General features: G+C 36.0%; 13 protein-coding genes and 1 CRISPR repeat array. Of the genes, 6 read left to right on the top strand and 7 right to left on the bottom strand.

Annotation, left to right across the window (positions count from 1 at the left end):
• Window positions 1-4: 4 nt before the first annotated feature.
• A CRISPR array of direct repeats spans window positions 5-500; the repeat unit is 37 nt; unit sequence ATTTGATTCAAATTTCCCCGATCTAGGGGATTGAAAC.
• A gap of 448 nt (window positions 501-948) precedes the next feature.
• The gene (locus Q0546_RS06080; RefSeq protein ID WP_298791442.1) at window positions 949-1,836 is read right to left on the bottom strand and encodes a hypothetical protein; all 888 of its coding nucleotides are present in this window, start codon (window positions 1,834-1,836) and stop codon (window positions 949-951) included.
• Window positions 1,837-2,202: 366 nt separating this feature from the next.
• Window positions 2,203-3,069, bottom strand: coding sequence for a WYL domain-containing protein (locus Q0546_RS06075; protein WP_298791441.1), 867 nt, complete (start codon window positions 3,067-3,069; stop codon window positions 2,203-2,205).
• A gap of 108 nt (window positions 3,070-3,177) precedes the next feature.
• Between Q0546_RS06075 and Q0546_RS06070 the strand changes: the two genes are divergently transcribed.
• Genes Q0546_RS06070 through Q0546_RS06055 form a run of 4 tightly spaced genes read left to right on the top strand, consistent with a single transcriptional unit; the run spans window position 3,178 to window position 7,679 of the window.
• Entirely contained in the window at window positions 3,178-4,824 is a 1,647-nt protein-coding gene (locus Q0546_RS06070) for an AAA family ATPase (protein WP_298791439.1), read from the top strand.
• Window positions 4,811-6,298 (top strand): VWA domain-containing protein, encoded by a 1,488-nt coding sequence (locus tag Q0546_RS06065; protein WP_298791438.1) that lies wholly within the window; start codon window positions 4,811-4,813, stop codon window positions 6,296-6,298. Before Q0546_RS06070 ends, Q0546_RS06065 begins: the two co-directional genes overlap by 14 nt.
• Before the next feature lie 59 nt (window positions 6,299-6,357).
• Window positions 6,358-6,978, top strand: a complete 621-nt coding sequence (locus Q0546_RS06060) for a hypothetical protein (RefSeq protein ID WP_298791437.1) — start codon at window positions 6,358-6,360, stop codon at window positions 6,976-6,978.
• A gap of 14 nt (window positions 6,979-6,992) precedes the next feature.
• A complete protein-coding gene (locus Q0546_RS06055) occupies window positions 6,993-7,679 on the top strand; it encodes a hypothetical protein (RefSeq protein ID WP_298791436.1) in 687 nt (228 codons plus the stop codon).
• Here Q0546_RS06055 and Q0546_RS06050 read toward each other — a convergent pair.
• The 5 genes from Q0546_RS06050 to Q0546_RS06030 all read right to left on the bottom strand — a co-directional run bounded on the left by Q0546_RS06050 (window position 7,667) and on the right by Q0546_RS06030 (window position 11,258).
• Window positions 7,667-8,773 (bottom strand): HP0729 family protein, encoded by a 1,107-nt coding sequence (locus Q0546_RS06050; RefSeq protein ID WP_298791434.1) that lies wholly within the window; start codon window positions 8,771-8,773, stop codon window positions 7,667-7,669. The genes Q0546_RS06055 and Q0546_RS06050 overlap by 13 nt on opposite strands.
• A 48-nt stretch (window positions 8,774-8,821) precedes the next feature.
• On the bottom strand, window positions 8,822-9,064 hold the full coding sequence (locus Q0546_RS06045; protein WP_298791432.1) for a hypothetical protein: 243 nt from the start codon (window positions 9,062-9,064) through the stop codon (window positions 8,822-8,824).
• A 247-nt stretch (window positions 9,065-9,311) separates the two neighbouring features.
• Window positions 9,312-10,322: a GTPase gene (locus Q0546_RS06040; RefSeq protein WP_298791430.1), complete on the bottom strand. Its 1,011-nt coding sequence runs from the start codon at window positions 10,320-10,322 to the stop codon at window positions 9,312-9,314.
• 91 nt (window positions 10,323-10,413) lie between these two features.
• Window positions 10,414-10,551, bottom strand: a complete 138-nt coding sequence (locus Q0546_RS06035) for a hypothetical protein (RefSeq protein ID WP_298791429.1) — start codon at window positions 10,549-10,551, stop codon at window positions 10,414-10,416.
• Entirely contained in the window at window positions 10,545-11,258 is a 714-nt protein-coding gene (locus tag Q0546_RS06030) for a hypothetical protein (RefSeq protein WP_298791428.1), read from the bottom strand. The genes Q0546_RS06035 and Q0546_RS06030 overlap by 7 nt, the downstream gene beginning before the upstream one ends.
• Window positions 11,259-11,641: 383 nt before the next feature.
• Here Q0546_RS06030 and Q0546_RS06025 point away from each other — a divergent pair, with 383 nt between their 5' ends.
• The gene (locus Q0546_RS06025) at window positions 11,642-12,517 is read left to right on the top strand and encodes a hypothetical protein (RefSeq protein ID WP_298791426.1); all 876 of its coding nucleotides are present in this window, start codon (window positions 11,642-11,644) and stop codon (window positions 12,515-12,517) included.
• Window positions 12,514-12,871: type II toxin-antitoxin system VapC family toxin (locus Q0546_RS06020; protein ID WP_298791425.1), on the top strand; the 358-nt coding region annotated here is incomplete at its 3' end. The genes Q0546_RS06025 and Q0546_RS06020, both read left to right, overlap by 4 nt.

Here is a 12,871-nt window from a genome sequence, read left to right as displayed (position 1 = left end):
TGCGATTTGATTCAAATTTCCCCGATCTAGGGGATTGAAACACTCCCCATCGATTAGTCTAACGCCAAGAATAATCTTGGCTATTTGATTCAAATTTCCCCGATCTAGGGGATTGAAACTATGAACTGCCAATCATTTAGGTATTGCTCTTCTGGAGCGATTTGATTCAAATTTCCCCGATCTAGGGGATTGAAACATCCTTGGTAGGAAGAGGGTTCTGCCTGTGCATTTCATATTTGATTCAAATTTCCCCGATCTAGGGGATTGAAACAAAAGCAGCGCGATCGGCACGACGAGAAACTGCAAAAATTTGATTCAAATTTCCCCGATCTAGGGGATTGAAACCCTTGAATAACAAGGTCTCCACGATCCATGTCCCAGCTTTCATTTGATTCAAATTTCCCCGATCTAGGGGATTGAAACATAGCAATGTGCTATATGCGGAGTCTACTATAATCTCTTTATTTGATTCAAATTTCCCCGATCTAGGGGATTGAAACGCTTTTTGCATATTTTTTGATATTGTGGAAGCACGATGGCGATTTTAGTTAGAGTATTAAATATTTAGATTGTTAGAAGTTATGATGGTTTCGTATGTGTGAAGCTAAAAGTACATTATTGAAAAAAGTGTCATAAAAAAATGTGCAATAGAAAAAAATCATAAGCGTTTATCCATGTAGCTTTTTATTGCCGTTGTTTTTTAAAGACTACTAGTGTAGCGAAGTACATCTGGCAAGGCTATATGCTAAGGACTGATTTGAAGTGATAAACGCAAGAGAATTTTGTGCTTTAAGTGAAGAAATATAGAATGCTCGCGACTATGATTGTAGCAAAGTTGATTTTAGATGTAATACTAAAATAGCATATGGGAATTTATATCAAAAATATTTTAAAATTGACAAAAACTCCCACAAATAACAAGAGATGAAGTTGCGGCCAAAAATCAACTTAAGCTTTGTTGAGCCTATTTATTATTGATTCGTAATAGTCTTTTAATAGCAATATATGCAATTCATCATTATATTCCGCCTGTTTTGTAGAAAAATTCTTTATGTTTGTATTCTTAATATCGTATTGTTGCAAATAATCCATATATTTTGACATATATTCGTTTGCTATCCTATAGTTACCCATAATGTCATTATATGCTTTTATAAAATCTCTTTGATTAGTAGTTTTTAAATAGGCCATAACTGCAACAAGGTTGCTGGTAATTATATTTCTTAACTTGTTTTCAGTTACTAATATAAGCGCTACACCAAATATATCTTCTTGGCTTGTTCTAATAGTACTTTTTGGAACCATATGTTCAATCTCTTTAGATTGATCAGATGTATATGTCAGCAATCCTTTCTGTTCTTTCAATTTAAAAAGTTTTAGAGTTTTCTCTCTTTCTTCTTCATCAAATAAAATTTTTAATTCAATTTTATCTACCAATACATTTATTTTGCTTAGTACATCTCTTATTTGTTCTGGCGTATAAACATATGGATTGTCTTGCTCATAATTTCTTTGATACACAACTTGCATAGCATCATATGCTTTCATTAGGCTATCCTCTTGCAAACTTGTCAAATTCGGCTTTTTGCAATTTTGTATATCTCTTATAGCATTGTCGACGCTATCGCCTGTTATTGCAGTAACATAGTCCATGATTGCGCTGATCTCAATTTCTTGATTAGAAAGGGAATTATATATGTGTGTTAAATATTCTGGTGATACCTGAATTGTCATAAGTATCCTTTCGGCCCAAGCATATGCAAGACCAAAGTCTTTACTTGGTGTTGTTAAAAAATCCACAGCAAAAATTGCCGCCAATACATTATCTTTTATCATTGTGTCTCCTTTATGTGTAATATCTCTTTCTTGAACTTCAAACATTATTGTAACAGTAGAAGGCGACAGGTTGTGTCACTTAGGTTATATCATTTAGTGTATTTTTAATATATTATAACTCATCTTGTTTGGCATATTGATATTGGCTATCTTCTCTTTTTGGCGCAATCTATAAAAATAGAAAAGATGAATATAAAAAATAGCGATATCGTAGTCAGATAGTAAGCAATATAAATACAAAAAAAGAGACAAATATTTTACTACAAAGATAGATTTGACGGCTTACTAATATCTTAAATATCCGTCAGACAAAATCTCTATCTTAGAAAGCTTATATTTTAATGTTCCAGCTAGTGGCAGGCTATGCTATTTCAAATAATCCCTAAGCAAATTTTCAAATTTATCCCTTAAATTTAAAGGCTCTACTATCTTTATAAAAGGTAGCCAATATTTTACCACCCTCAGTATCTCGTCATCGTAGGCTACTTCCGTACTTATGATGATTTTATCCTCTTCTTCTTGCACTACTTCGTAATTTGGCAAAAACTCTTTTCTCTTAAAATACTCCATAGCTTCGTTTTTGATTTCAAGCGTAACCTTAAATTTGGCGTCCGAAAACCAGTTTGTGTCGTTTTTTTCGATACGTTTTAAAAACTCGGCGTTTGCAGTAAACGTATCGCCCTTTATCTTTATGCGTTTTATTTTAGAGAGCGTGAAGTTTTTTAGCTTACCCTCGTCGTCCGCTAGTAGATACCATATGCCGCTATTATTTATTAGTTTATACGGCTTTAGTTTGCGTTCTTTGTCGTTATATTCGCAATCTACTATACGGTTTTTGATGACTGCGGCGCTTACGGCTTCAAAGTCGTCTCTTGAAATTTGGATACTTTCAAATCCTTGGTTTTTGATTAGATAGGCCTTGTTTAGCTTCTCGTTTAAAACGTCGCTGATAAACCTATCGTCTAGCTCTGGGAATAGCGATCTTGCGCCAATTAGTGCGGCAAAAGCTTTTATGTCTTTAAAGCCTAGTTTGCCAAGAGCGTACTCCTCTAGAAAATACTTGCCGTTTTCTTTTTGGATAGGTAGGATACTAAGCCGCTCAAAGTCTCTTAAAATAGTCCTTTTATTTACACTAAACTCTTCTACGAGCTCATCTATACTTAGTCTTTCACCACTGTTTAGCTTTACTATGATTTGAGCAAGCCTGACGGCGATTTTATCGTGAGAGCGCATTTTAATCCTTCCTATTTAAATTTGACGTATTTTAGCTAATTTTTTCCTTGCGACGCAACCTGTCTCGGCAATACGTTAAATTTTCTAAAATCTAAAAAAAGGAAGCCGATGTATAAAAATAAAATTTCAAATCTCATCACAGCGATCTCGTGTGGGCTTTTTGAACGCGAACATATCGTGGCAAACGTCCTTTTAGCCGTTATTGCTGGGCAATCGGTGTTTTTATACGGGGTGCCAGGTACTGCTAAAAGCCTCATAGCTCGCCGCATATCTTTAGCATTTAAAGACGCTAAACACTTTGAATACCTAATGCAAAGATTTTCCACTCCAGACGAAGTTTTTGGCCCCGTAGACATAAAAGAACTAAAAGAAGGACGATATATCCGCAAGATAGAGGGCTACTTGCCAAGTGCTAATTTTGCGTTTTTAGATGAAATTTTTAAAAGCTCGCCGGCGATCTTAAATACGCTACTAACTATAATAAACGAAAAAATATTTAGAAACGACGGCAAAGACGTAAAAGTCCCGCTACATGCTTTAATAGCCGCCAGCAACGAGACGCCCGCACAAGGAAGCGGATTGGAGGCGCTTTACGATAGGCTAAATATGCGCCTTTTAGTCGAGCCGTTAAAAGAGTGGGATAATTTTAAAGATTTGATTGAAGGCAAATTTGAGGAGGCAAATGTAAGCGATGATGAAAAAATCACGCTTGATGAGCTAAATTTGATAACAAATGGAGCTAAAGCGGTCAAATTTAGCCCCCAAAGCCTTGAAATAATAAAAGAAATCAGAGAAAATATAGAAAAGCTTAATACCAAAAACGATCAAGACGATAGTAGTGATCCGTATCAACAAAGCTGCCAAGAAACAAGCGATGAGCAAATTTTACAAGAAAATCAAAGCCAAATATATGTATCGGATAGGCGCTGGAAAAATTTAGCCCACATCTTAAAAACCTCCGCATTTTTAAACGATAGAAGCGAAGTTTTGCCTGCGGATGTTTTGTTGCTAGCTAATTGTCTTTGGAGCGAAAAAGAGCAGATAGAGGCGATCAAAAATATCGTAACGCAAAGCGCTGGCAAAAATCTAAGCTCAAAGCTCATTATAGAGTTAGAACAAAGGGTCGCAAGACTCGCCGACGAGTACTATCAACTGTGTTTTTTGCAAGATGATGAATATAAAACTAAAAATTTTAATGGCATTCCGCATTACGAATTTAGTATCAGACTAAACAAATATACCGATCCCAGCGATCAAATAGATATTTTATTTTACGTTCCTTTTAGCCCATTTGAGGGCAATCCGCTAAACGAACGCGGAAACTACGAACGAAGGATATATTACACAAGGGATAGCGCCGTAAATATGGGATACTATATATCAGTAGATAAAGGCGCTCTAAGGGGTGGCTGGCTATCTGGGTCGTTTTTTCAGCAATACGTAAAAGGCATTAGCTCAGAGCCTATCATGCCGATAGCCTTGCGCAAAAAAGGAGATATGATAGCAATCGATGCAAAGCTCAGAGATAACAATTTAAACGAATGCGAGGAAATTTTAGGCGAGCTTGAAACGATAATGAATGAAACCAAAGCAAAGCTCGGCAATGATTTTAGTAAAAGCGTTAATATATTTTTATCAGGTAATCAGCAAAATATCGTAGAAACTGCGCTATCAAATGAACTAAAGGCGCAAAAAAGACTAAAAATGAAGCTAAACCGCCTAAAAAAGGATATAAGCGTCCATGAGATCAGATAAGGAGGATTTTTTATTTCAAATCCTGATAAACGAATGCTTGGTTAAATTTGCCGGTTTTGGCGGTAAGGGCTTGGCGGAAGCTATAAAAGAAGCCGTCAAAAAAGAGGAGATAAATTTTAAAAACGATCTTGGCTTAAATTTAATAGAACAAGCAAATCCGTTAGATGCTCATGAGCGAGCAATGAGGCAAATGCAAATAACATTGCGTCGCGGTATCTACCTAGATAAGCTAGACATAGCCGATATCTTTACTTTTTTACAGCTTTGCGGCAAGTTTTTTAACTCCAAGCAAACCGATAAATTTAATCAAATTTTACAAGATATTCAAAACAAAAAAAGCGACGAGAACGGCGGCGGTGCAAATACTCCCGAAACGGACGCCAAAAAAGATATGAACGAGAAGCTATTAAATTTGGCTGAGGAACTTTTAAAAAGCGCAGATGAAGCCAGGCGGGAATATAGCGAAAAATTTGATAGCGACGTCATAAAAAACTACAAGAAAAAGATATATGCGGGCATTAGGATGAATCTAAAAAAGATAAACGATATACAAGACTTCTTAACGGAATTTGGCTTTGATAAAAGCGAGACTGAGTATCTAAGCTGGGGTCTTAGCACAGGAAGTAGTTTTAGTTGGTGGCTGGAACACTTTAAAAAGTATCTAAAACAGATAAAAAATGACGCAAAACTAAAAGAAATTTGCGACAAGATCGGTAGAATAGACGGCAAAAAGGATAAATTTAAAGATGCGGATAGATTTGAAAAAACCAAGATTAGACGTAATCAAAAAGAGGAGATCGACGGCATAAAACTAGGTAGCGATATGGATAATCTCTTGCCTAGCGAGCTAGGGCTAACAGACATAGATACTCAAATTTTATTCGATATAAAATTTGTAGAAAATAAGCTAACGTGCTTTGAAAGCTTTTCTACCGAGCAGATGAAAATAACCGATAAAATTTTATACAATGCCGATACCAAAGGACCCATCATACTTTGCGTCGATTTTAGCGGCTCTATGAGCGAAATCCCCGAAACCGTCGCGAAAGTGGCGACTAAAATGATAGCCGACATAGCAAGAGCAGAGGATAGGCTTTGTTATGTATTAGGATTTGATACGAGAGTGGTCAAAATAGATCTAAACGGCAAAGAGGGCCTAAAAAATTTGGCCAAATTTTGCTACAAAGGCTATAGCGGCGGTGGCACTGATCTAACTCCTGCCGTAAGAGAGGCTCTAAAACTAATAAAAAAGGGCGGATATGCAAATGCCGATATTTTAACTATCTCGGATATGGTGTTTCCCATAACGGATGAGATAAAAAATATAACTAAAGAGATAAAAAAAGGTGGCAGTAAAATTTATGCGCTGATAATCGCCGACGATAAATTTGAACCCGATAGCATATTTGACGCAGCTTGGCAGAGAAAAAATCGAGAAAAAGCTAATATTTTTGAAGTTAGATACGAAAAATGACTCAACCTGTCGCTATGCAATGTTAAATTTATGTTGTAATTTAAATCAAAGGAGATCAAGTGAGTTTAAACGTAGATTTTATCCAAAAGGCTAACGAGGCGGTAGCTAAAGTAAAGAGCTTTAAGATGAGCGAACTAGCGGGTCAAATGCTAAATTTAACCCAAAGCATAAAGCTAACTAAAAAACCGAACGACGAAGACGAGCAAGAAATAGACGATATGTACTATAAAGATACCTTTGGTCCCTTTGGAGGCGTGGCAAAAGCTATCGGATACGCTGCTAAAACGGCTATGGGGCTAGATGAGTATAATGAAATAGACGAGAATATCCTAAAAAAGCTATCTAAGATGGAGAGTAAATTTCACGAAAACTATTTGCCTGAGCTGCTTTTAGAAATCGGCAAAGACTACGGCGAGCATGAAAATAATGCTATAAATTTAGCCATAAACCCGCTAGCCCAGATAGGTCTAGATACGGCTTTGATCAAATTTTATTGGACGCTAACTCAGCTCCAAATAGCCATAAGCGTTCAAAACCTACAAGCCGGTATGAACGGAAGCAGTAAGGTAAGCGAGATGAAAGATGCGCTAAGGCAGCTGCAGGCTATGGCGCAAAACCTGGCGAGTATTGCCGCGGAGTATGATTGGGAGGTGAGTGAAGTTGAATTCTTGCTACGATAAAATCAAGGAAAAAAATGGACGCGAATAGATCTTTTACAAAAATAAGTAATATCTTAAAACAAATCGCCGATAATACAACTTCATACAAGGACGCCGATGAAGTGTTGGGCTATTACAAAGATAGGTTTGAGAGTTTTGAAAACATTATCAATAATCCCGAGCTAGGCGCAAATGACGATATTAAATTTAACAAATACGGCAAAATAAACGAATGGTTGGTAAAAAGGCAAAAAAGAATAGAATATCTAAAATCCAAAAATTCATTTGATTTTAGTTCTTTGCTCCGTGTTTTTAAAACACTCGATCGAGCGCTGAGTAAGATAGTTTGCGAGCTAATAGCGGTGTCGTTCAAAGCAAATAATCAAAGCGAAAATTTGACGCGCGAGTTCCAGCAGCTAATTGCCCGCCGAGGCACCGTAGCTGTAGCACAGGCACAAGCAAAAGGTAAAAAAGCCGCGCTAAATGCTACTAGAAAAGCCGTAAAATCGGCAGCGCTTTACGGCTATTTTAATGCCAAAGAGGCGTCAGTGTATGTTAAAACAGATGCTGCGCCCGGCATATCTTTAGAAGATATGCAAGAAATATTAGGCATCATGGCAAGGGCTTTTAGTTATGAAACAGCCGTAAGTATAGAATACGTATATGATGAAACCATGAGTGGAGCCAAGGTTATCATCATAGCGACATCTCAAGATGAGTAGCTAGCCCTCCCCGCTTCTGCTCTAGCCTTGACTACTTTGGCTAGTACGCTCTCGCTAGCCACACCTATTATCTTTGCTCTTAGCTTTGTTACATCGGTATGGCTAGGAGCTTTGGCGTGTACGGTTTCGTTTCGCAAATCTTGAAGCTCGGTTATGACCTTTGGTAGGGTTCTGGTTACGTAGTTTTGTAGTAAATTCCCCTCAAGTGCATATTGGATTAGGCGATTTTTAAAAAGAAACTTATAGGTTCCCAAATTTGGCTTGTTTTCAAATATATCGCTTACGGTAAAGCTCGTGCCCTGCACTTCGTATGGGATTTTTAATATAGACGGCTTTATCTTTGCGAGTTGTTCCATGAGAACTTTAACGAAGGCGTAGATCTCTTGCTCCATAGTTTTTGAGTATTTGACCACGACGGAGCTAAAGTCATAGAGCGGGTTGGCTATATTGTCAAGGTATTCTATCTCGGCGGAGATGATATTTTCTATGCTATCTGGATGCATTAGATTTATTAGGCTTCGTCCGAAACAGTAGCGGATCAAATTCCGCTTTATTTCTAAAAATTCGGGACTTTTATAGACGTCGAGATAAAATTTACCCTCATCCTCAAAATAGCGCGTCTCTTGCTTTGTCTTTATGATGAGAGGATAAACATAAGCATTGCCGTATACTGCGTAAGTATGGCCGCTTACGGTAAAATTTGCCAGGTAATCGTCTCTAACGCACTCAAAGTCGTTTCTAACTAGCTCTCTGATATCGCTTATGATAAACCACTTTTCTACATCGAGCCTTTTTTCTTTATAATACTCAGGCGCTATCTTGCTCATATCTTCATCGGTTACGGCAATAACCTTTGCTACGAACAAATTTGAGTAATCGGTCAGGAATAGTTGTAGATACTTTCCGTCGCTGTCACTCGAATTTAAGCTTTCGTAAATTTGCTCAAGCTCGGCTTCGTGAGAATTTATCATGTCCCGCCGCTTGCTTTTTATCTTACCAAAGGCCACTTTGCCTTTGCTGATTAAAATTTTAAGGTGTTGCTCGATGACGTCGCTTTGGTAGTAGGGATTGTAGAGTATGAGGATGTTGTGCATACTTTGCCTTTTAAATTTAGCATATAATAATTAAATGATTATACTAATTTAGCCCTTAAATATCTTTTTAAATATATTCTTAAAAGATTGGATCATATTATCAAAGCGCTCTTTAGCCATAGCCTCTTCTATGGATATTGCTTTTCTATTAAACTTTGTATTGCCACACTTTGGACAAACATCTGGAACTTGCTTAAAGTCTAAGTCTGTTAAAGCATCGCTCTTAAACCAAATCAGTTTTTCAAAGCTGCATTTGGAACAGCAAATTTTAAATGGGTTTGGTCGTATCACTTTATGTCCTTGATTGGAAATTTTCGTGGTAAAAATTTATCGCACTTCTTTACTATCAAATTTATAAAATTATAGCAAAGAAGCGCGACAGGTTGAGTCAAATTTAGATAAAAGTAGATTTTATTTTAGCTTTTCGACGTATGCCTTTATGATAGTATCGGTTAAATTTGAAAATAAATCAAAATCGCCTTTGTAAATTAATTCAAAATTATCGTTTAAATACGCTAGATATGCGTTGCCCATTAATTTAGTTGGAGCTTGCGACGGTTGCATTAAACGCTCCTCCCGCAACAGATCCTACGGCCGGTATAAATTTTAATAGATTACCAGCTAAAAATCTAACGGCAAAGCCTCCAGCTGCTACGGCAGCAAACGATGTCGCTAGTTTCGCGATATTTTCGGCAGAGGCTTCAAAACCGTAATTATACGTAATATGCGATATCATAGCTATTTGGGTAGGCAAAAGTAGAGCGATATCTGAAAACGGTATCGGAGTAGCCGCTATAGCACCCGCAGCTACGCTATATTTATTGATAATATCCAATGCTGCTTCGTATTTTACATCTTTATTATATTTTTGCTCTCTAGCAAAGGCTTGCTTTGATGCCCCAGGTAAAGCGTCGTATGTTTTCTTTATCAGGCTGTCTATGCCTTTAAGTGGTTTTATATTCCCGTCATCGTCTTCGATCTCTAACGCCATAACTCTTTGTAAGAGGTCTTCGTTGATGCAAAGCTCGCTTTTTACCTTGTCTGAAAATTTTTCATTATTTTCATCTTTGTCCTGAGTAGCCTTTGTAATGACCGTCAATATAGTATAGTTTTTTTGTTGCAATAGCTCAAATAGCCTTTTCTCTCCCTCCTCTATCCTTCTACCAGGTTCTGCTATACAAAACCATACTATATGCATCTGCTCGTCGGCTCTCTTTTTGCTGTTGTTTTCTAAAAAATTTGCAATATCGGCATAAGTAGCGTCAAAGTCTTTCATTTCAAGACCTTTAGTATCATAGATACTAAAATTTGAATTTACTTTTATTTCGTTTATTTCTTGAGTGATCGGATTTCCAGAGCCAGTTTCTGCGACTTTGTCACCAAAAACTGCATTTATGAGCGTACTTTTACCTGCACCAGTTTTACCGACTATTAAAACGTTTAATTTAGAACTTATATCTTGCGTAGCCTTTCTGAAGGCGTCCTTTGCTCCAGCTATCAGATCACTTAGATCTAGTTGAACCTCTTGCTGTTTTTGATTGGTTTCCATACCATTATCCTTTTTGTTAAAATAAAATTTGTATATTTTAGCATTACCCCCCCCCGTTGTCAATAAATTTATTTTTGACAAAAAGTAGGAGCTATTGAGCTACATTTTTATTCCCAAATATTATGCTGATAACATCTTTTACAGCCGGTAAATAAAGATTTAATGCCATAAATTTGATTACTTGATAGAATACATAACCTGCAAATAAATCTAAAAATAATCTTAACATTCTAGCTTCTCCTTAAAAAATTTTTTATCGTAATATCTTTTATTTACTCCCGCCACGTCTTTAAAGATCGTTGCTATTTCCTTCATTTGCGTAGCGGACCTTAGCTCTCTTAGCGCCTTAACCAAAACATTGTTTAGCTCAACTAGCTTGATGATTATCTCTTGTTGCTCTGTATCAAATTTACAATAATCTCTTACCTTTTGTTCTGCGGTATCAATCTTAGAAATGTTATTTTCTATCATGCGCTCCAATGCATAATCTATCATTAAATTTAGATCGCACAAAATCCGCAGATCCTCTTTGGAGTCTATAAATATATGGAAAAATTTGCTGAAATTTTTGGCCTCGGAGTCTTTAAATCTCAAAACCTTTTCGCCGCTAATAGACGAATAAGCAGATTTTAGATCCGGCAAATTTTCTACGCTTGATAGTTTTTTTTGTAAAATTCTCAATGACACAAAAAGACGGTGAATCGTTTCGTTAAATTTACGACTTTTTTCCATTACACTAGCTTCTAAAAAATCATCATCATTTATGCCTACAGGATTAATTAGGGCTGATTTCAATTCTGTATTTGAGTCGTACTGTTTTGTAATGTTTTGATTTTTGTTCTTTATAGATATATGAAAATCATATTTATTGAGGTATCTTTTTAGCGTGTATCCAGCAGTCACTAACGCTGCTCCACCTACAATGTATTTTATCATTTTCGCTCCTTTAGATTTAAATAACGATGAAAATTTAACATAAGAGAATGACAGGTTGAGTCATAGAAAATATGTTTTTATAATATCCGTATCAATGCTTTCTTAAAAACACATATACCATAGAAAACTTGCATATTGATGCCATTATAAAATCAATTTTCTAATACAAGCGCCTTTTTATAAATGGCATTAAAATTTCAATATCACTCAAAATCTAGTTTTATTTTTTTGGAAAAACAATGATTCTTTGATAAAAATAGTTTCATTTTTTGGGAAAAATTTTATGGTTCTGATAAAAAATAGTTTTATTTTTTGGGAAAATTCAGTGGCAAATAAGGGTAAAAAAAGTATATTTTTGAAAAAATAAATTACAGGGGAGTATTATGGCAAAAGAAATAGTTGACCTAGAAAAAGTTCGCTCCACAAGCGCGAGGCTTTATAATAGGACGCAAGAGATCGTCGATAGCCAAACTGGTGAAGTAAAGACGATTGTCACGAGTTTTTTGCAAAAAGAACAAACAAAAGATGCCTTTATTAAAGTTTTTGTAGAAAATTTGGATTTTTTAGTTGAAAATCTTTCAAACAACGCCAGAACAGTATTTTTAGTAATGATAAAAAATGTAAATTATAAAAATATTTTTAAATACGATAGCGATTTCGTTAAATATTTTGAAGAGCGTAAAATTTTAGCCAAATCAAGCGTGTATCGCGCTCTAAAAGAGCTTGAAGATAAACAAGCTATTTTTAAAATCAGCGAAAATGACAAAGATAAATTTGACATAATCGGTAAAAACTCTTTTATGTTAAATCCGCAAATCGTCGGTAAAGGCTCGATAAAGGATCTAAAGCAACTAAGACAAACAACCGTCAAAACATTTAACTTTGAAACGTTGGAAATGACAAAAGAAATTTTAACCGATGCGGCTTATGAAGGCTTTGATAAAGTTTTAGCAGCGCCAGATAGCTTTCAGGTAGATAGCGTCAAGCAGATTCAACATTCAGCCAACAAAAGCGAAACTGAGATCGTGATTTCAAAAAAACATGAAGAAGAAGATGAGATTATTGAGGTAGCTGCGCAAACCGATAATTCACAACAACCAACACCGAGTACACAAGAAAATGCTACTCCTAGCGGCATAGAAAGCGACATCGCTGATATCATGAAGTTTGTCGGAGCATTTAAAGGGGATTTTAAAGGGGATTCAAAATCATTAAGAGCAGAAAAAGCGGACGAACTAAATCAAAAGGCAGAACAATGAAAGTATTTTTTGACCTAAATATCATCATCGATATTATCGATACAGATAGGATAAATAACAAAAAGGCCGTTGCTTTGATGCAAAATCTAATGCGAAAACAACATACTATCGTCATTAGCGAAGATAGTATTAGCACGCTTTATTATAATTTGCGCCATTCTCAACAAAAGCAACTTATACTTCTAAATTTCTTAGAAGTCATTACTCAAAAATGGTGCGTATCACCGTTTGGAATCGAAGGGATAAAAAAGGCTATTAAGTATTCTAAAAACTCAAACTCTGATCTTGAAGATGCACTACAATACTTTTGCGCAGACAAAGAGGGCTGTGAGGTAATATACACTAGCGATAAAA

It is taken from the genome of uncultured Campylobacter sp. (genome assembly GCF_937997465.1).
GTDB lineage: Bacteria > Campylobacterota > Campylobacteria > Campylobacterales > Campylobacteraceae > Campylobacter_A.
The sequence above is the reverse complement of the archived record's forward strand: the minus strand, read 5'-3'. Positions and strand labels throughout refer to the sequence as shown.